Below are 18149 nucleotides of genomic sequence, written 5' to 3' on the forward strand. Positions count from 1 at the left end.
TCTTCTTTTATTATATGCGATAAGCGGGGCGCCTTGCGCCCCGCTTATCGCATATAATATACATTTCTGTGTCAATACATTTTCATGGCCCGACGGAGGCCGTCGTGGAGATCGCCGAAAACCCACTGTCCCGCTGCGATCTCCTTTCTTTTAGAATCGAGGATCCAGAGGAACCGCTTGATGCCCACCGGCTCCTGGCCGTTGGCGTGGACCAGGATGATGCTGCCGCCGGCGGGCCATTGCTTCTTGCCGAGCCAGGCGTCGCTCCCCAGCGGGATGAGGCCGTACCCGGCAACCCCGTTAAAAAGAGCTTTATTGGAAACCAGTCCCGGAAAACGGAAAAAGACAGACGGCACCAGACCCGATTCCAGCATCGTGATCTCGTTCCGCATCACCTCTTCATCGAGCTTGCTCCCCACGTCGAGGAGAAAATTCTTCCACAGGGGGGCCCGCTTCTTGTACCGGTGATGATAGGTATGGTTGACCCAGGTCACGGCTAGGTCATTGCGCCGGGCGAGGCCGCAAAGCCATAGCAGGTCCCCGGGATGTTTCTCAATCCACAGGCCGCTCACGGCCAGGGCCACCGGCACCGGCCGATGGTAAGGGCCGTAGTCCCTCACAAGCCTGTTAAACATGGCGCGGTCCAGGGGAAGCCCCGTGGGGCAGAGGTCCACGGTGCAGTATACGTCCCTGTCGCTTCCCGGGATATGGGTGATTCCCGCGTTCTGCAGGCGCCATGAGTTCTGCCCGGCAAAACGGATGGCCCTGGAGTAGGCAAACCCCTTCCGCCGCCCCAGGATATCGTTCAATCTCTTCTTTAAAATAAGATATTTGCCCACGGGAACGATCTCGGTCCGCAGCGTCTCCGGGTCCACGGCAAGGTAATGCTCCGACCCGTTCATCCGGAACCTGCGCAGGGCTATGAGGGCGAGCCTTTTTTCCTTCGTGTGCAGCTCCGCGGTAAAGAAACGGTATTCCCTGATAAGGGCAGCCCGGGACGGGACAGCCCCTCCCAGGACCAGCGCGAGAGCCAGGAGCGCCGCCGGAACGGCCCCGCTATTTTTAATGCAGATACCCATGTTCAATAATTTCCAATGTCCAGAGAATAAGCGGGGGATGTCGCAAATCTGTCAATAATAAATCCCCGCTGCCATGTCGTTCCATCATCGCCACCTTGATGCGGCCGCTACGGCGAAGACCTTTGCATCCTGTCATCGTATATCTTTATAAAACACCGCTTTATTCCGATACTATCTATAGCCTATGGACCCAGTACAGACCATACTCATTGTCGAAGACGAAGCCATTACCGGCATATCCCAAGCCAGGACCCTCGAACATGAAGGTTACAATGTCATTCATGTCCTGAGCGGCGAAGAGGCCATCGACCTGTTCCGCAGCCATGAACAAACCATAGACCTCATCCTCATGGATATTGACCTGGGCGGCGGCATGGACGGCACCGAGGCCGCCCGGGAAATCCTGAAGGTCTACGATGTGCCGGTGCTCTTCCTGTCATCCCACACGGAAAAGGAAATCGTCGAAAAAACGGAAAAAATAACATCCTACGGCTATGTCGTAAAAAACAGCGGCATCACCGTGCTTGCCGCTTCCATCAAGATGGCCTTCAAGCTCCACGAGGCCCACAGGAACATCGGGGAGCACAAACAGGAGATCGAAGCAGCCTACGAGGAGCTGCAGGCCACCAACGAACAGCTGGAGGCGGCCAACGCCGAGCTTATGCTGTTTCAGCGTGAGCTCATGGAGCGCGAAAGGATACTCAAGGAGAGCGAAACCCATTACCGCCTCCTGGCGGAGAACATGGACGATGTCGTCTGGGTAATGGGCAACGATTTCCGCTTTACCTACATCAGCCCTTCCATACGCAAGCTTCGCGGTATCGATCCCGAAGAGGCCATGGAGGAGTCGCCCACTGACACATTCCCTCACGAATCACTGCCGCAGCTGTTCCAGGCATACGGCAAAGGACTGCAGGCCATGACGGACGGACATATCCAGGACTGCCGCGTTGAAGTCGAGCAGTACCGTAAAGACGGCTCGACGGTATGGGTTGAAATATTGTTCAAGGTCCTCCGTGACGACAGGGGCGAGCAGATAGGATTCATGGGAGTGTCCCGCGACATATCCGCGCGCAAAAAACTGGAGAATGTGCTCAAGGAGAACGAGGAGCGCTACCGGCAGCTGGTGGATAACGCCGGCGAGGCCATCGTCGTGGCCCAGGATAACAGGCTCAAATTCACGAACCCCATGGCGAGCACCCTGACCGGCTTTACCGGGGAAGAGCTGCAATCGCGCCCCTTCATCGAATTCGTTCATCCCAACGACAGGGCCCTGGTGGCGAGCCGCCATGCCGCCCGTTTTACCGGCGGTGAATCGCCGCCGGTGTACCAGTTCAGGCTTCTCAACAAGGACGGAGGATACCGGTGGATCGAAATCAACGTGGTCGGATTCATGTGAGAGAAATCACCGGCGACCCTGAACTTCTTCAAGGATATCACGGAACGGAAGCTGGCGGAGATACGGCTCAGGGAGAGCGAGGAGCGATTCCGCACCCTCATCGAAAGCGCACCCATGGCCATTGCCATCTCGCGGAACACGACGTTTATCTACGTGAACCGGATGTTCACAAACATGTTCGGCTACAGCTCTTCGGAAGAGCTGATCGGGCGGCCCATCGGCGATATGGTCGCCGAACAGGACGCTCCCGTCTTCATCAACCGGGCCAGAAAACGCGAGGAAGGCGCGGACGTTGAGAATCAATACGAAACAACGGGACTCCGGCCGGACGGGAGCCGGTTCCCCATCACCGGAGCGGTAGCCCGGGTCAATCTTCCCGACGGTCCGGCGTCCATCGGTTTTTTCCAGGACATCACCAGTCACAGGAACGCCGAAGAGGCGCTGGAGAAAACGGTCATGGAAAAGGAGATACTGCTGAAGGAGCTCCATCACCGGGTGAAGAACAACCTCAATGTCGTTTCCAGCCTCCTCGGGCTGGAGATGGAAAAACTGGCCGACGAGGGCGCGCGGCAGGTCTTCACCAACGCCCTGTCGCGAATCAACTCGATGGCGGTAATCTATGAACAGCTCAACCGGACATCCAAACTGGCCGAAGTGAACCTGGGTCTGTATATAATGGACCTGGCGGAACTGACATTTAAAACCTATGCCCAAGATCCGCAATGTATTCATCTTGAAACCAGGACCGTCGATATGGAGCTTGACATCAAGCGCGCCGTGCCCCTGGGGATCATTCTGAACGAGCTCGTCTCAAATGCGATAAAAAGCGCCTATCCCCCGGGAGTGAAAGGCACAATCAGGATCGACCTGGAAAACACCGGTGGCAGGATAACCCTGCGCGTGTCCGACGACGGCCCGGGGTTCCCTCCCGGATTCGATCCCGAAATCACCGACACCCTGGGATTGAAGCTGGTTTCCACCCTGGCAAAACAGATCGACGCAGACCTGACCATAAAAAATGGGAAAGGTGCGACCGTAGAGGTGGCATTCACGCTGTGACAGATCTCGCCGTTGACTCATTTTCCTTCTATAAGGTTCGGGAGCTCGTCCCTGTCCCCTTTTTTTACGGGGAAATGGGTCCTGAGGACCTCGCCGGCGCGCTCCACGGCCCGGCAGATGGCCTCTCCCTGCCTGCCATTCTTGATGCCGTCGACGATCATCGCCACGATCTCTTTCCAGGCGTCGTCCCCCACTTTGGCATGGATGCCGCGGTCGCCGAGGACCCATACCTTCCTCTCGAAAATGGATACGTATATCAGCACGCCCGTTTCGTCCTTCGTGCGGTGGAGGCCCTTCTCGTAGAAGCTCGCCAGGGCTGCCGTGCGCACCTCGTCCAGCATCTCATCCTCGGAGATGAAGAGCCTCCTGAGCAACGCCACGTTGCCGAACATGAGGTACCCGGCGAGGAAGAGTACCGCCTCGATGCCGAGGAAGACCCACAGGTCCCCCATGACCACGCGGACCAGCGGCCCGGCGAAGTAGGTCCCCACGATGGCAATCGGCACCGACAGGGCCATCGCGCCGATAACGCCGGACAGGGAATAGGCCCCGCTCGATGACACCACCATCGGCACGATCTCCCCTGACGTGGTCCCTTCGACCTTTTTCACCGTCGCCGTTATCCGCGCCCTGTCCTCTTCAGTAAGAAATCTGTTCACCAGGTTCTTCATCACATCCTCCTATCACATGTCCCCGGGCGTTACGGGCCTGCGCGCCCCGGGTGAGCTTCTTCTACCAATCGCCGGAGGCGCCGCCTCCCCCGAAGCTCCCGCCGCCGCCGCTGTAATCGCCGCTCCCGGAGCCGCCGCTGTCGCTGCTCGAGCTGCTCGAACCGCTGTAGCTGTCGGAACCGCCGGAGCTGTAACTGTCACTGCTTGAACTGTCGTAACCGCTGCCGGAACCTGATCCGGGAAACTTCCTGGCGATAAGGATCATTATCAGCAGAAACAGGATAAACCCTCCCACGGCATAGACAGGGATCAAATGGGGATTCATTAATATGTTCGGCTTTTTCTCGGGAACCTGCTTCATGCCCGGGTATTCGCCCCAGACCGCCTGCTTAATGGCCTGAACGCCGTTGAAAAGCCCGTTGTCATAATCGCCTTTTTTAAAAAAGGGCTTGATGCTGTTGTCGATGATCCTTCCGGCCACTAGGTCAGTGAGCCTTCCCTCGAGGCCGTAGCCCACCTCGATGCGGAGCTTCCGGTCCTCCTTCGAGATGAGAAGGATAACGCCGTTATCCAGCTTCTTCCGGCCGATCTTCCACTTCTCCGCGACCTTGAGGGAATACTGCTCCAGCACCTCTCCCCGGAGGGACGGTATGGTGAGGATGACGATCTGGGTTGTCTCTTTCTTCTCGAATTCGGCAAGGTCCTTTTCTATGAAACCGGCCATCTTCGGCGAGAACAGGGCCGCGTAATCGTTGACATGCCCTTTCAGGGGAGGCACGTCAAGGGCAAAGACCGGCAGGGCCAAGAGGCCGGCCGCGAGAATGATCCATGTGGCCAATCGTTTCACGAGAATCCCCCTACCAGCCTCCCGACGCGCCGCCGCCGCCGAAGCTGCCGCCGCCGCCGCTGAATCCGCCGCCCCCCGATCCCCCGCCGGACCTTCCGCCTCCGCCGAATCCCATCATCATCATGAGCGTCATGACGGAGGGCATGATGAGCCCTATGAGGAACCCGCCGGGGACCAGGAAAAGGATGAAAAGCTTGAGGCCGTACACGACGAGGGCCACGATCGGTATGATCACCGCGCCGGCTATCCCGCCCAGTATGCGCTTGATCTTGCCGATGATCCCGATAAAGAAGAGGACGAAAATCATGGGCGTTATCATCGAGGAGGGATCGGAGCCCTCCTTTTCCGCGGCGCGGGCGTCCACCGCGCTGTATTCGCCCCTGACGGTCTCCATGATGGCGTTGACGCCGTCGGTGACGCCTTTATCGTAATCGCCCGCTTTAAAGGAAGGGGTTATGATCCTGTCGATGATCCTCCCGGCCCGGAGGTCGGTGAGCTTCCCCTCGAGGCCGTAGCCGACCTCGATGCGGAGCTTCCGGTCCTCCTTGGCTATGAGCAGTATCACGCCGTTATCGAGCTTCTTCTGGCCGATCTTCCACTTCTCGGCCACCTTCATTGAAAACTCCTCGATGACCTCTCCCTGGAGCGAAGGAATGGTGAGGACCGCTATCTGGGTCGATTCCTTCCGCTCGAAATCGGCGAGCTTTTCCTCCAGGGACGACACCGTCGCGTGCGAGAGCATGTTCGCGTAATCGTTGACGCGGGCCTTCAGGACCGGCACGTCGAGGCCGAGGGCCCCCAGGGGCAGGGCGACCAGGCACGCCAGGGCCAGGAGCCGGACGATCGATTTTCTCATGGCGCGCACCGGCTTATTCGAATTTCACTTCCGGCGCCTTCTTCGCCGCCTCGTCGGCCTTGAAATACTCCTTCTTGTCGAGGTGCAGGAGCACCGCGTTGGTAAGGCTGTAGGGAAAGCTGCGGATCGAATAGTTGAAGGTCTTCACCGCCTCGTTGTAGCGCTGGCGGGCGACGTTGATCCGGTTCTCGGTCCCTTCGAGCTGGTGCATCAGGTCGCGGAAGTTCTCGTTCGCCTTCAGGTCCGGGTACCTCTCCACCACGACCATGAGCCGTCCCAGGGCCGACGATATCTCGCCCTGTGCCTGCTGGTACTTCTGGAAGGCCTGGGCGCTCCCCAGGTCCTTGGCGTTCAGCTGGACCGACGTGGCCTTGGCCCGCGCCTCGATCACCGCGGTGAGGGTCTCCCGCTCATGCTTGGCGTAGCCCTTGACGACCTGCACCAGGTTCGGGATCAGGTCCGCCCTCCGCTGGAGGTTCGATTCCAGGTCGCCCCAGGCCTTGAACACCTCTTCCTCCTGCTGCTGCATGACGTTGTAGCCGCAGCCGGTCGCCGCCACAAGGGCCACCATGATTGCCGCCAGACGGATCGATATTGTTTTCACTTTGAATTCCTCCCTGTGTATTCATCATCAGCTGCCGCGGCGGGAAATCCGCCGGGCTATGATTTCATTTCATGGTAGAACATCGTCGCTATTAATCAAGAAAAAAATATAGAGGCAGTGGAGATCTGAAGCTTCCATTATTATTAACCGCGCGCATCCCGCCAGCGCGGGGAATGAAATAATTTCTTCATTGACACCGGGGCGCCGGATCGCGGATAATCTACCGGAAAATGATCGCGGCATCGTTACGAAATTCTGTCTGATCGGGAGAACCCCATGGGAAAACTCTTCACGCTATTATTAGTATCCATCCTTGCCTCACCCTCCGCATTCGCCAAAAGCATGGTGGAGGATGAAAAACATGGCAGGAAAAAGGACTCCGCGCATTATATCCGGCTCTTCGAGGCGCCGGACCGTGCGCAGTGGCAGAAGCCGGACGACGTGATCAGGACCCTTGATCTGAAAAAAGGCCAGCGCATAGCGGATATCGGCGCCGGAAGCGGCTATTTCACGCGGCGCTTCGCCAGGGCCGTCGCCCCCGGCGGAGAGGCGGTCGGCTACGATGTCGATCCCGGCATGGTTTCCCACATGAAGAAATACGCGGCGGAAAACAGGATTAAAAACTTCCGCGCTTCCCTCATCAGCCCCGACAGCCCCGCCCTGGACAGGGCGTCCTTTGACATGATCTTCATCTGCAACACCTATCACCACATGGAAAACCGCGTCGCCTATCTGAAGAAAATCAAGGCCGCGCTGAAAACCGGCGGCCGCGTGGTGATCGTAGATTACCGGAAGGGATCGAAGGGCGGCCCCCCGGAGACCTTCAAGCTTGAAGACAGCCGGGTCGTCGAGGAGTTCGCGAAGGCGGGGTACAGGCTTCTGAAAAAGCACGATTTTCTGCCGAACCAGTATATCCTGGAATTTGCCCTGTAGGCGAAGCCGCCCCGGCGCAGCTTCACGCGGCATAACACCATCTGTTCTTACCAGGCCCTATGGAACCCTACACAGACATAGCCGTCGTTTACGATTACCTCCTGCGCCACGTGGACTACCAGGAATGGTACGAATACATCAGGTCCATCATGACCTACAACGTCGAAAAGCCGGAGAGGGTCCTGGAGTTGGGATGCGGCACCGGGCGGTTCGGCGCGAAATTCTCCAACGACGGCTACACCGTCTACGGCCTCGACAAATCCATCGACATGCTCCGCGTCGCCAGGACCAGGGCCTTTTTGAACTTCCGCATCCTCTGCGGTGACATGACCGATTTTTACCTGGCAAAAAAAATGGACTTTATTTTTTCCGTCCATGACTCCGTGAACTATCTGCTGGAACCTGCCGATATAGAGAGCATGTTCCGCTGCGTGCGGCGGATCATGCACGAGGGAAGCGTGTTCATGTTCGATATCACCACCGAGCACAACATATACGAGAATTTCGACGGCAAGACCTCCCGGTTCGAGCTCCGGAGCGGCTCCGTGGAATGGAGCAACGCCTATGACGCCGACGCCCGCCTGGTCTGCTCGACCCTGCGCTACCGGAGGGGCGGCACGACCTCCGTGGAGGAGCACCTCCAGCGCATCTACACGGTAGAGGAGATGAAGCGCCTCGTGGAGGGATCCGGCTTCAGTATCATCGACATCTACGGCGATTATACCGTGGACCCCCCCGGGGACAGCACCGTCATGGTCAACTTCGTTACGAGGAAGTCGTGATGTCCGAGATCCTCTATCTCATCGGCCTCATCATCGGGGCCACGGTGTTCATCTACCTTTACTCCTCGTACCAGTCGGGCAAGGAGAAGCTGAAGGAGATGCGGGTGAAGAAGGATGCCCCGGAGGCAACGGTGAACCCGGAGCGGGTCGATTACTTCAGCATGGCCCGGGCCCCCGGTGCCAGGCTCTGCCCCCTCTGCGGCAAGGAGCTGACAAAGTACGAGGCGCTCTACGCCTCCGAGACCGAGGAGCAGGGCAAGAGGAAGATACTGATTCACGGATGCAAGTACTGCTACAAGGAAAACGACAAGCCGAAGGAAGCGCCCGGCGCCGGCGACGGGTCCTGAACCGCCCGATGGCTCACCGGTAATTCCACGGGACCGCGGTCTCGGTCTTCCCGCCGTCCTGGCTGACCAGGTACGTGCCGCCCGCCTTCTGCTTCCTGCCGATCACCAGGTTGTATTTCACGTAACCGCTGTAATAGCCGGTCACATCCACCCTGCCCACGGTTGAGCCGTTTCCGAGGGCGCTGGTCTCAGTATTTATGGCGCCGTTCAGGACCATGTGATTCCCCTGGTCCGCGCTGAAATCAGAATAATTGGTATACATGTTGACCACATGGGCCCTGCCGTCAAATTTGGCGCTGTAACTGACGGTGCCGCTGACCGCGCCCGCCTCGGTCTCCTCCCCGAGGGTCCCGAGCTTTTTCAGCTTTGCGACGCCGCTCTTCTCGGTCACGCTGTAGATCGCAAAAAACTCTAAATCGCTTATGGCCCGGTGCCCGCCATCGGGCGCGCCCTGCATGCTGTCCCCCACATCGTTGGACGCCACAACGCTGTAATAGTATTTCCCCGGCCTGGCCGATGTATCGATGAAAGAAGTTTTCGATATGCTGCCCGATACGTCGGTATAGGTGCCGTCCGGGGTCGTCGCCCGTAGGACATGGTAGTCCCTGGCGCCCGGCACGGATTTCCATGTCACCACTATCCTGTCCCTGTATGTTCCGTCGGTCGCTTCGATTTTAGCCGGAGCGCCGGGAAGGAGGGTAATGATAATGACGCAGGTGACGATGTCCACGGCGGATATGGCCAGGAGCGGAATGAGCCATCCGAGACCCGCGCCCGGCTTCAGGGGCCGCTCTGTCTTGATGGACCTGACAATCCGGAAAAGCCCCACTGCGGAGAAAATGAAAATAAGAATGCTGGTACCGGTGGTAAGAAATACGAAGGTGTTCATATCCCTCTCCTGTGGTCGGTTATTTCACTCGGTTTCAATATACTGCCGCGCGGGCCGGTGATCAAGACGGCGGGAGAAAAAAGTCAAAGGGATGATTCAGCCGGAAGGTCCCCTCACACGTTGAACCGGAAGTTCATGATGTCGCCGTCCTCGACGATATACTCCTTGCCCATGACGTACTGCTTGCCGGCCTTCTTCACCGCTTCCTCGGAGCCGAGGGAAACCAGGTCTCCGTACTTGATCACCTCGGCGCGGATGAAGCCGCGCTGGATGTCGCTGTGGATCACGCCGGCCGCCTCGGGCGCGGCTGCGCCCCGGCGCACCATCCACTGGCGCACCTCGTCCTCTCCCACGGTGAAATAGGATATGAGCCCCAGCGAGGCCATCAGGGCCCGGGTGAGGAGGGCCAGGGCAGGCTCCGCTATGCCGGCGTCCTTCATGAAGGCGGTGCGCTCCTCGGCCGTTTCAAGGGCCGCGATCTCCGCCTCCAGGCGCGCCGATATCTGCACCGGCGCCACTTCCTGGCCATGGTATTTTTCCTTTACGGTATCTACGAGTGACGCGCCGGCAATGTCGCCCTCCCCCACGTTCAGGGCGATGATCATCTGCTTCATGGTGATGAAGGAATAGCCGGTGAGGAGTTTCCTGTCCTCGGCGGAAAGCTCCATGGTGCGGAGGGGAAGGTCCTTCTCCAGGTGCTCCTTCATCCTGAGGAAGAGGGGCTCCTCCTTCTGGCCCTGCTCGTCCTTGGCGCGCTTCTTCCCCTCGGCGATCCGCTCCAGGCGCTTTTCGATCAGGATAAGATCGTGCATGAGGAGTTCAGACATGATGGCGTCGACGTCCCGCATGGCGTTAACGCTCCCTTTCGCATGGTACACACGGTCGTCCTTGAAGTCGCGCGCCACCAGGCAGAGGGCGTCGGTGCCGGCGATGTCCCTGAACACCGCCCCCTCGCGGATGGCGTTCTCCTCCAGGGCGGGGATGAGCTCCACGGTAATGCGGGCGCGGGTCTCCTTCTTCGGGCGGTACCTGCGCGCCAGCTCGTCGAAGCGCGGGTCCAGCACCGGCGCGATCCCCACCACGGCATCCTTGCCGTCGGGGTTTATCGATTCGGCCCTGTCGCCGGTCAGAAGGGCATATAAGGTACGCCTCCCCGACTGGGGCAGGCCCATGATTCCAACTTTCACAAGAGTCTCCTTGTAATTCAATTCTTAATGGAACGTCACGTTATGGATGGGCCCGGATAATGGCAAGAGATTTTTACATCACCCTCATTGACGGCCGTGCAAATACCCCATATGATAGGCGCGCAAGCGCTTGCACGCCTATCGGTCGTGAAATAATTAATAATTGACCTTTCCATGAAAACATCACATACTACCATAATTCAAACAAGGAGGCACTCCATGGCACGGACATTGATGGCTCTCATCATTATCGCAACGACTGCCCTCTCGACACAGGCATGCAAGCAATTCATGCCCGGAAAAAACACCGATGGCAAAGTCAAGTTCATGGTTGGAGATGTCACGGTGAACGGGAAGAAAGCCACCCTGGGGGACACGGTCCGCTTCGACGACGTGATCGAAACCGGGGACAGATCCATCTGCCATATAACCATCGGCGAAAAAAACATCATTGCCCTGTGGCCCGGGGCCAGGTTCCTCTACCGTGTCACTACGCGCGGGAGCAATTGCGAACTGTCACGGGGCGGCCTGGGGGCCCTGCTCCGGAACAAAAATTTGACCGGCGACATGAACATAAAAACGCCGACCGTTACCGCTTCCGTGCGGGGTACGATTTTATGTCTGACCGCTGAGAGCAATGAAAAGATCTATACCTGCGTATGCAACGGCAGGATACGCTTCAAGCCCGAAGCGGGCGGCGGCATTTTCACGAAATCCGCCCAAGATGCCGGGGAGAAACTGGTATCAGCGAACCATCACTCGGGTCACTATTTCACAAGGGAACAGGGCGCCATCAAAATAGAAAAAGCCGGGCTCAAGCATCACACGGACGAAGGAGTGGAGAAAATGGCCGCCTCCATCGGAGAAAAGGTCGACTGGACGAAGATCGAGTAGCGGTCACCGCGCCTTCACGAATCCGCCAAGAAGCGAACCGAGCATTTTCCCCACGTCACGGAGGATATCCACCGTGATGCGGTCAAGGCTCGCCAGGGATGATTTCTTTGATTCGCCGAATATCACCCGGGACGCTTCCGATGCGCAGCGGGAGACCAGCTCCGAGGCGTCCTCGCCGCTCTCCTCTTTCATGACCCCGAACGCATCAATGAGTTCCTTTCCATACATGTCAATGAAATGATAGAACAGGGAATTGAACCGTTTCTTCGCGTCCGCCACATACCGGTCCATGGCGCGGTCGACGATATCCCCCGAACCGATCCCCTCCACGGCGCCGTGCGCCAGGGCCTCGCAGAAGGGAGAAAATCCCTCACGGAACCGGCGCTCAACGTATATTTCATAGCTCTTGTGTATGGCGGACGCTGTCACCATGAGGGAGCGGACCGACGCGATACGCCTGACCAGATACGGTCCGGGCAGGGCCTTGACATGGAAGGGATTGCCCAGGTCCGCCAGGTAATGGGTGCAGCGGGAGAGATACCGCCAGCCCCAGTATTCATGGCCGTCGCCAAAGGCGGCCCGCGCCCGGTCCCGGTGGTACCGGAACGATTCACGGACCATCCCCACGGTCATTCCCAGGACGCTGAACTCCATGTGGCGCCACCCGTGGGAGCCGCCGGTGAGCTTTTGCCTCTTGTGAAGAAAAAGGTCGCAGTCCGGCTTCAGGTCCGGCTCGGTGCCGTAGATGACCAGGACCTTCCACGGTTCTATGGCCACGTCAGGGGGCGCCTCGGCGCTGTAATCCCCGTTCCGCGCCGAGTAATCAAAGGAGCCCAGGGGGGCCAGACTCCTCGCAACGCGGAACGACTCCTTGTACAGGTCCCGGTGGTGGGGCCCCAGGGGCCAGGAGGGATCGGCGCCAAAAGGATTAGTTCGCACCGGCACCGGCGGCAGGTCACAGATGGCCGCCAAAGCCCGCACGGCGCAGTAATTGATATATTCATGGGAAAACCAGGGAGCCCAGGCCCGGGGAAGCCGGCCGTCATCATGGAGAAACATGCCGATATTCATCCTTCATTAAGCGTTATCATGCCTTAAACGACATGCGCGCAACACCGTGCGCGCATAAAGTAAAAACGGCGCGGGAATTAATCCCGCGCCGTTCCTGTGAGACTGTATTACAGTTTGAAATCCGTCTTCTTGCCCCATGTGCCGAGAGCTCGGCCCAGTTCCTCGTGATCCTTGGCATACTCGTCCACCTTTACGCCCTTTATGGCGGCGTCGATCGCCTGGCGGAGAGCCCGGGCGCCGGCCCGCGGACCCATCGGGTGGGCATGGATGCCGCCGCCGGACCCGATCATGACATCCTTGCCAAGGGCGTTCACGATGTCCTGCACGTTGTTCGGCGTGATGCCGCCGGACGGCATCGGCATGGTGGGCTTCAAGTTACCCATCGGATAAATCAGGTTTCTCGTCGTCGCCATGAAGCGCTCATGCATGTACATGGCCTTGCCGCCCATGGAGAAGGGAAGCACGATCGAGTCCGCGCCGCAAAGCCGCGCGATTTTTCCGAAAATTATCGGAGAGGATATCCCCTGGTATGGTGACATGAAGTAGGCGCCGGCCACGTCCATGTGGGCCAGGATCGGCACGTTGATGTTCGGATCGTCGGCCAGGGCGCGCATCGCCTCCGGTCCCACGGCCAGGTAGTTGACCATCATCGCGTTCGCGCCCGCGTCGATGCAGCGCTTGGCCAGGTCGAACATCCGCGGCAGACGGTCGGTTACGTTGACCGTGTAGAGGGTGTGCTCTCCGGTCTCCTCGAACACTTCCTTTTCTATCTTCATGTACAGCTTGACCCGCTCGACCGCGTCGTTGTAGCGCATGTTGGCGATGAGCTCGTCGTCCTTGATGACATCGCAGCCGCCCAGGGCCGCCTGCCTGAAGAGCTCGGCGCCCACTTCAAGCGGATACCCGCTGCACGGCTTGACCATGTTATTGAGGAGGGGACGTCCCTTCTGCAGGCCCAGGGCCTTCCACCAGCCATCGGTCCCGAACCTTGGCCCGTTGAACTGGTCCAGGGTGGCCTTTGGAAGCCTGATGTCCAGGAGCTTGAAGTTGGGCACCAGCGAAATGTTTCCGACAAGCGCGGTCAGCATCATGGGGAGCTGGTCCTCCACGTTGGCCGCAGGGAAGGCGATCTGCACGATGTACTGCCGGGCCGTGACGTCGGCGGGCACGCCATATTCATAATAAGGCGCCTCGTACACGCCGATCACCTTCGCGACGTGTTTCGCCCGAATCTCCGGGGTCTCGCCCGGCACCGGGGTCCAGGTACCGGTGGTCTGCTCGATGGCAAGCACTTGCCCCATCACCGACATGTCCCATGCCTTGTCGAGCTGGGTCCAGTAGGTGGCGATAAGATGGGTTTCCATGTCGACAGCCTCAGGTATTGCGATCGGCTTGGGTGCAAACTCATCTATCTGTACGCAAATTTCTTTTTCCTTCTTCGTCATATAAGCCTCCTTCTTAAAATTGAATAATCCATATCAGCCCTTCGGAATCTCTGAAAGCAGCCGCTCCCAGACGTCCAGGGTCTTTTTCAACGATTCGTCGTCATGCTGCATGCAGGTGTACATCCGCGTTCCGGCCAGCGAGCAGAGCCCCAGGGCCGACGTCACGATCTGGTAGCTGTCCGCCACCGCCTTGCGGGTAAGGACCTGCTTCAGCGCGTCCGGCGCCGACACGTCCACCCCGAAGAATCCAGTCGTCACGTAGTGCATGATGGGGCCGAAATTGTAAACGAAGAAGCCCAGGTCTTCCCGCGTGGCGAAGAGATCGTTCATAGCCTTCGTGAGGCGGTCGGCGTAGGCCGTGGCCTTCTTTACCGCTTCATGCTCATCCATGAGCTTGATGGCATGGTAGCAGGCCGCCGTGGTTATGGGATTCGCCGCCAGGGTTCCGCCCACGTATATCTTCTCGCCCAGGCCGCCGGCGCAGACCTTCATCACGTCCTTCCGCCCGGCCACTGCGCCGCAGGAGGGATAGCCGTGGCCGATGATCTTGCCCAGGACGGTAATGTCCGGCATGATGTTGAAATACTTCTGGGCCCCGCCCATGTCGAGCCGGAAGCCGGTGACCACCTCGTCGAAGATAAGGAGGGCATTGTACTTGTCGCACAGCGCCCGTATGGTCCTGTTCCAGTCGGGATGGACCGGGTGCGCCCCGGATTCGCCCCCGATAGGCTCCACGATCACCCCGGCCACGTCATTGGCGTTGTCCTTGAAGGTCTTTTCCAGCTCGTCGAAGTCGTTCGGCTTAACGTCCAGTATATGGGCGTAGCTTTCCTTGGTAATCCCCTTCGAATAGAGGGGGCCGGATTTCGGAACATGGAGCGAATAGACCATCTGGTCGGACCAGCCGTGGTAGCTCCCGCCGATCTTGATGATCTTCTGCTTGTTGGTGTAGGCCCGGGCGATGCGGAGCGCCGCCATGTCCGCCTCGGTGCCGGACTGGAGGAACCGGACCATGTCCACGGCCGGCATGTGGTCGATGATCTCCTGGGCAGCCATGAGCTCATACTCCGAGGTGAGGCCCGTGGCCGGCCCCTTGGTCCTGATGATGTCGATGATCTTGTCGTCCAGGGGGCTGTAGCTGTGACCCAGCATGATCGGCGCGCCGCACATCAGGTAGTCGACGTATTCGTTGCCGTCGACGTCCCACACATGGTAGCCCTTGGCGCGGTCCATCGCCACCGGGAAGGGATGGTTCTGGCTCAGGTTGTGCTCGACGCCGCCGGGGATGACGTTCTTCGCCTTTTCGAACATCTCCAGGGACTTCTTGTTCTTATTCGTGTACATCGCGCGGTATTTTTCCAGCGTCTCCGCCGGGAGCCCCCTGGGTGGTATGGCGAGGACCTTCTTGAACCGCGATAGTATTTCATTGTATTCCATGGTGAAACAGCCTCCTTCGTATTACTGAAATTGCGGCGCCGGCGTGCAGGCGCCGGCAGCCTTGGTTGAATTGATCCGCGCGCATGCCTTTTTCTGAGACCTGTACAGGTTGACATATTCGAGGAACAGGTTGTCATATATCTTCCGGTGGTCAGGATTGGGCTGGAATTCCGCCTTGATCTTAATGCACCGGGAAATGTCCTCCACGGTGATGTGGCCCAGGGACAGGGCAGCCAGGAAGGCCACGCCCCGGGCGTTGGAGAAGATCGGGTCCTGGACCTGCCTGATGTTGATGTTCATCACGTCGGCGAGGATCTGGGACCAGACATCGGAATTGGCGCCGCCGCCGATGAAGTTGAGCGCCGCGAAGGGCCTCTTCGTGAACTTCTCCACGTAGGTGAGGAGCCACTTCTGGTTCAGGGCCACACCCTCGAACACGGCGCGGGCGATGTCCTCCCGGGTGTTCTCCAGGGAGAGGTTAAAGAGGGACGACCGGATGTGGCGGTCCTCCACCGGCGTGCGCTCGCCGTAGAGCCACGGCGTGAAGATGACGTTGTTGGCGCCGGCCGGTATGCGGGACACGATCCTGTCCAGGACCTTGAAGATGTCCGGGGCCTTTTCCTGCTGGAGGAGCTCGTCCTTGTGGTAGAGGACGTTGTCACGGAGCCAGAGGAGGCACTTGCCGGCGCACTCCTGCTCGGTGAGGATCAGGTACCGTCCCGGGATAGGGCTCGGGAAGGAGCCCATGCCGTGAAAAATGTCGGTCTTCTTGAAGGGCACATGGGCCGTTATCCAGGAAGAGGTGCCGATGTACACGTGGCCCTCGTAGTCCCGCACGGCCCCGGACCCGACGCAGGCTGACTGCACGTCCGGCGTGCCGCCGATGACCGGCGTCCCGGCCTTGAGGCCCAGCTCCGAGGCCACCTCTTTCTTCAGGGGGCCCAGCACATCGATGGCGCGGATCAGGTCGGGGAGCTTGTCCCGGTCTATGCCGACCATGCGGATAAGCTTGTCGCTGTAGACCACCCTGTCCGGGTCGCGGTTGTCGGTCACCCAGTGGAGCAGGATGGAATCGAAGGTCGCGGCGAACTTTCCCGTGAGGCGCATGTTGATGTAATCCTTCGGCTCGAGGAACTTGTAGGTGTTGCGGTAGATATCGGGGCAGTTCTTCTGGATCCACACGATGTGGCTGATGGGGTCCTTCCCGGACATGGCCGGCGCGCCGCCGGTGAGGCGGAGCCAGGTAATGACCTTGGAGAGGGGATACCCTTCGAACTTCGGGAAACCGGTGAGCTTTTCCTTGAAGGGCTCGGCGCCCCGCGAATCCATCCAGATAACGGCGTTCATCAGGTGCCGGCCGTCCCTGTCCACCGGCACGGTGCCGGACCACTGGGTGGTGACGCTCACGGCGATGATGTCATCGGCAGGCACGAGCCTCCGGGCCAGGACCTGCTTCGCCGTGGAGATGATGGCCTTCCACCACCCCTCAGGGTCCTGCTCGGCGCCGCCGCCGGGAAGCAGGATGACCGGCGTTTCGGCGAAGGCGTCGGCGACCACGTCGCCGTGAATTGATATCAACGCCGTTTTCGGACCCGACGTTCCCAGATCGACAGCGAGGACGTATTTCATAGACCCCCCCATGTCAGTACCGCCTACCGCATCGCCGTGTGAGGCGTTTGGCCGAACAGGTGGCTGCTCTTCACTTTGTGCACGTACACCATGTTAGAGAACATCCTCGACAGCAACTGGAGGAACACCTTTACGAGTTGTGCTATCTTCATCTCTTTACCTCCTGACAAGTTAAAGTAATTAATACGATCAGAATCTATATTCCCGGTCACTCTGTCAGCGACCGGATCGTGCCTTCAATGATGGCGTTCATGACCAGGTCCGGGTTATCATCCATCTCCTTCAAAATACCGCTGTTGTGCAGCGATATGATCCCGTGGAGGGCGCTCAGGAATTTTATGGTGACAAATTTGGGGTCGCTCTTCGCCAGCTCCGGCCGCGACTCCATGTAATCGCGCACAACCGTAACGGCGAAGACAAGGGCCTTGATCGAGCTGTGGTATTCCTCGTAGGACATTTTTTCCTGGGGCGTCCCGATATAATCGCTGTACTGCCTGATGGGCCTATTGAACATGATGTCGTACATATTCACGTTTTGGATGCCGAATTCAACATAGGCCCTTGCCAGGGCCATGATCCGGTCCAGGGGCGTCGCGGCGCTGTTAACGGCGGCGCGGATCTTGTCGTGGATCATCTGGAACGATTTCTTATGAATCGCTATGAGGAGCTCGTCCTTGTTGGCGTAATAGTTATAGAGGTTGGCCCCGGTCATTTTCATCTTTGAGCCGAGCTTGCCCATGGAGAGGCTCTCAAATCCTTCATGTACAAGAATCTCAAAGGCGCGCTCCAGGATCCTATCGCGGACCTCTTCAACTTCTTCGACGCTGCGGGTTGCCTTTGGCATTGGTTGTACCTTCTAGGTTGAGTGATAATTTTTAATTTATATATGTTAATTTAACGGTATTAAATTAAAAAGTCAATGAAAAATTAATGGAAAATGAATTAATTTAATGGTAAATGATATAAATATACAATATAATAAATATGTTTATCTATATTGCTAACAACGATATTTTACTC

At 58.4% G+C, this 18149-nt stretch carries 18 protein-coding genes; 6 read left to right on the forward strand and 12 right to left on the reverse strand.

What is annotated here, in order from left to right; translation table 11 throughout:
- Positions 1-71: 71 nt before the first annotated feature.
- Entirely contained in the window at positions 72-1079 is a 1008-nt protein-coding gene (locus KA369_15955) for a polysaccharide deacetylase (protein MBP7737476.1), read from the reverse strand.
- Positions 1080-1263: 184 nt separating this feature from the next.
- Here KA369_15955 and KA369_15960 point away from each other — a divergent pair, with 184 nt between their 5' ends.
- Together KA369_15960 and KA369_15965 are read left to right on the forward strand one after the other, a co-directional pair.
- Positions 1264-2478 (forward strand): PAS domain S-box protein, encoded by a 1215-nt coding sequence (locus KA369_15960; protein MBP7737477.1) that lies wholly within the window; start codon positions 1264-1266, stop codon positions 2476-2478.
- Positions 2479-2592: 114 nt separating this feature from the next.
- Complete coding sequence (locus KA369_15965; GenBank protein MBP7737478.1) at positions 2593-3537, forward strand: PAS domain S-box protein; 945 nt, start codon at positions 2593-2595, stop codon at positions 3535-3537.
- 17 nt (positions 3538-3554) lie between these two features.
- On the opposite strand, the gene KA369_15970 is transcribed toward KA369_15965, so the two are convergent.
- From KA369_15970 to KA369_15985, 4 genes are all read right to left on the reverse strand, one after another.
- Positions 3555-4208 carry a TPM domain-containing protein gene (locus KA369_15970; GenBank protein MBP7737479.1) on the reverse strand — a complete coding sequence of 218 codons (654 nt, stop codon included), beginning with the start codon at positions 4206-4208 and terminating at the stop codon, positions 3555-3557.
- A 61-nt stretch (positions 4209-4269) separates the two neighbouring features.
- A complete protein-coding gene (locus tag KA369_15975; GenBank protein MBP7737480.1) occupies positions 4270-5055 on the reverse strand; it encodes a TPM domain-containing protein in 786 nt (261 codons plus the stop codon).
- 10 nt (positions 5056-5065) lie between these two features.
- Positions 5066-5911 carry a TPM domain-containing protein gene (locus KA369_15980; protein MBP7737481.1) on the reverse strand — a complete coding sequence of 282 codons (846 nt, stop codon included), beginning with the start codon at positions 5909-5911 and terminating at the stop codon, positions 5066-5068.
- 13 nt (positions 5912-5924) lie between these two features.
- Positions 5925-6482: a LemA family protein gene (locus KA369_15985; GenBank protein ID MBP7737482.1), complete on the reverse strand. Its 558-nt coding sequence runs from the start codon at positions 6480-6482 to the stop codon at positions 5925-5927.
- A 309-nt stretch (positions 6483-6791) separates the two neighbouring features.
- On the opposite strand from KA369_15985, the gene KA369_15990 reads away from it, so the two are divergent.
- The 3 genes from KA369_15990 to KA369_16000 are packed head-to-tail and all read left to right on the forward strand — an operon-like array spanning position 6792 to position 8577.
- Positions 6792-7448, forward strand: coding sequence for a class I SAM-dependent methyltransferase (locus KA369_15990; protein ID MBP7737483.1), 657 nt, complete (start codon positions 6792-6794; stop codon positions 7446-7448).
- Positions 7449-7507: 59 nt separating this feature from the next.
- Positions 7508-8230, forward strand: a complete 723-nt coding sequence (locus tag KA369_15995) for a class I SAM-dependent methyltransferase (protein ID MBP7737484.1) — start codon at positions 7508-7510, stop codon at positions 8228-8230.
- Positions 8227-8577 carry a hypothetical protein gene (locus KA369_16000; protein ID MBP7737485.1) on the forward strand — a complete coding sequence of 117 codons (351 nt, stop codon included), beginning with the start codon at positions 8227-8229 and terminating at the stop codon, positions 8575-8577. Before KA369_15995 ends, KA369_16000 begins: the two co-directional genes overlap by 4 nt.
- A gap of 13 nt (positions 8578-8590) precedes the next feature.
- On the opposite strand, the gene KA369_16005 is transcribed toward KA369_16000, so the two are convergent.
- Positions 8591-9466: a fibronectin type III domain-containing protein gene (locus KA369_16005; protein ID MBP7737486.1), complete on the reverse strand. Its 876-nt coding sequence runs from the start codon at positions 9464-9466 to the stop codon at positions 8591-8593.
- Positions 9467-9579: 113 nt separating this feature from the next.
- Positions 9580-10653, reverse strand: coding sequence for a YchF family ATPase (locus tag KA369_16010; protein ID MBP7737487.1), 1074 nt, complete (start codon positions 10651-10653; stop codon positions 9580-9582).
- A gap of 219 nt (positions 10654-10872) precedes the next feature.
- Between KA369_16010 and KA369_16015 the strand changes: the two genes are divergently transcribed.
- Positions 10873-11547, forward strand: a complete 675-nt coding sequence (locus KA369_16015; GenBank protein ID MBP7737488.1) for a FecR domain-containing protein — start codon at positions 10873-10875, stop codon at positions 11545-11547.
- Between the two features lie 3 nt (positions 11548-11550).
- Here KA369_16015 and KA369_16020 read toward each other — a convergent pair whose 3' ends face one another.
- The 5 genes from KA369_16020 to KA369_16040 all read right to left on the reverse strand — a co-directional run bounded on the left by KA369_16020 (position 11551) and on the right by KA369_16040 (position 17973).
- Entirely contained in the window at positions 11551-12606 is a 1056-nt protein-coding gene (locus tag KA369_16020; protein ID MBP7737489.1) for a hypothetical protein, read from the reverse strand.
- 119 nt (positions 12607-12725) lie between these two features.
- Entirely contained in the window at positions 12726-14063 is a 1338-nt protein-coding gene (locus KA369_16025; protein MBP7737490.1) for a ribulose 1,5-bisphosphate carboxylase, read from the reverse strand.
- A gap of 33 nt (positions 14064-14096) precedes the next feature.
- Positions 14097-15500: an aminotransferase class III-fold pyridoxal phosphate-dependent enzyme gene (locus tag KA369_16030; protein ID MBP7737491.1), complete on the reverse strand. Its 1404-nt coding sequence runs from the start codon at positions 15498-15500 to the stop codon at positions 14097-14099.
- Positions 15501-15521: 21 nt separating this feature from the next.
- Positions 15522-17141 carry an FGGY-family carbohydrate kinase gene (locus KA369_16035; GenBank protein ID MBP7737492.1) on the reverse strand — a complete coding sequence of 540 codons (1620 nt, stop codon included), beginning with the start codon at positions 17139-17141 and terminating at the stop codon, positions 15522-15524.
- Between the two features lie 196 nt (positions 17142-17337).
- Positions 17338-17973, reverse strand: a complete 636-nt coding sequence (locus KA369_16040) for a TetR/AcrR family transcriptional regulator (GenBank protein MBP7737493.1) — start codon at positions 17971-17973, stop codon at positions 17338-17340.
- Between the last annotated feature and the right edge of the window lie 176 nt (positions 17974-18149).

It is taken from the genome of Spirochaetota bacterium (genome assembly GCA_017999915.1).
GTDB lineage: Bacteria > Spirochaetota > UBA4802 > UBA4802 > UBA5550 > RBG-16-49-21.

Bases quoted from the DNA above. Each gene is read 5' to 3' on its own strand.
- KA369_16005 (MBP7737486.1), bottom strand. From the start codon at position 9,466: ATGAACACCTTCGTATTTCTTACCACCGGTACCAGCATTCTTATTTTC.
- KA369_15980 (MBP7737481.1), bottom strand. From the start codon at position 5,911: ATGAGAAAATCGATCGTCCGGCTCCTGGCCCTGGCGTGCCTGGTCGCC.
- KA369_15995 (MBP7737484.1), top strand. From the start codon at position 7,508: ATGGAACCCTACACAGACATAGCCGTCGTTTACGATTACCTCCTGCGC.
- KA369_15955 (MBP7737476.1), bottom strand. From the start codon at position 1,079: ATGGGTATCTGCATTAAAAATAGCGGGGCCGTTCCGGCGGCGCTCCTG.
- KA369_15960 (MBP7737477.1), top strand. From the start codon at position 1,264: ATGGACCCAGTACAGACCATACTCATTGTCGAAGACGAAGCCATTACC.
- KA369_16020 (MBP7737489.1), bottom strand. From the start codon at position 12,606: ATGTTTCTCCATGATGACGGCCGGCTTCCCCGGGCCTGGGCTCCCTGG.
- KA369_16030 (MBP7737491.1), bottom strand. From the start codon at position 15,500: ATGGAATACAATGAAATACTATCGCGGTTCAAGAAGGTCCTCGCCATA.
- KA369_15965 (MBP7737478.1), top strand. From the start codon at position 2,593: ATGGCCATTGCCATCTCGCGGAACACGACGTTTATCTACGTGAACCGG.
- KA369_15985 (MBP7737482.1), bottom strand. From the start codon at position 6,482: ATGGTGGCCCTTGTGGCGGCGACCGGCTGCGGCTACAACGTCATGCAG.
- KA369_16040 (MBP7737493.1), bottom strand. From the start codon at position 17,973: ATGCCAAAGGCAACCCGCAGCGTCGAAGAAGTTGAAGAGGTCCGCGAT.
- KA369_15990 (MBP7737483.1), top strand. From the start codon at position 6,792: ATGGGAAAACTCTTCACGCTATTATTAGTATCCATCCTTGCCTCACCC.
- KA369_16025 (MBP7737490.1), bottom strand. From the start codon at position 14,063: ATGACGAAGAAGGAAAAAGAAATTTGCGTACAGATAGATGAGTTTGCA.
- KA369_16035 (MBP7737492.1), bottom strand. From the start codon at position 17,141: ATGGGGGGGTCTATGAAATACGTCCTCGCTGTCGATCTGGGAACGTCG.
- KA369_16015 (MBP7737488.1), top strand. From the start codon at position 10,873: ATGGCACGGACATTGATGGCTCTCATCATTATCGCAACGACTGCCCTC.
- KA369_15970 (MBP7737479.1), bottom strand. From the start codon at position 4,208: ATGAAGAACCTGGTGAACAGATTTCTTACTGAAGAGGACAGGGCGCGG.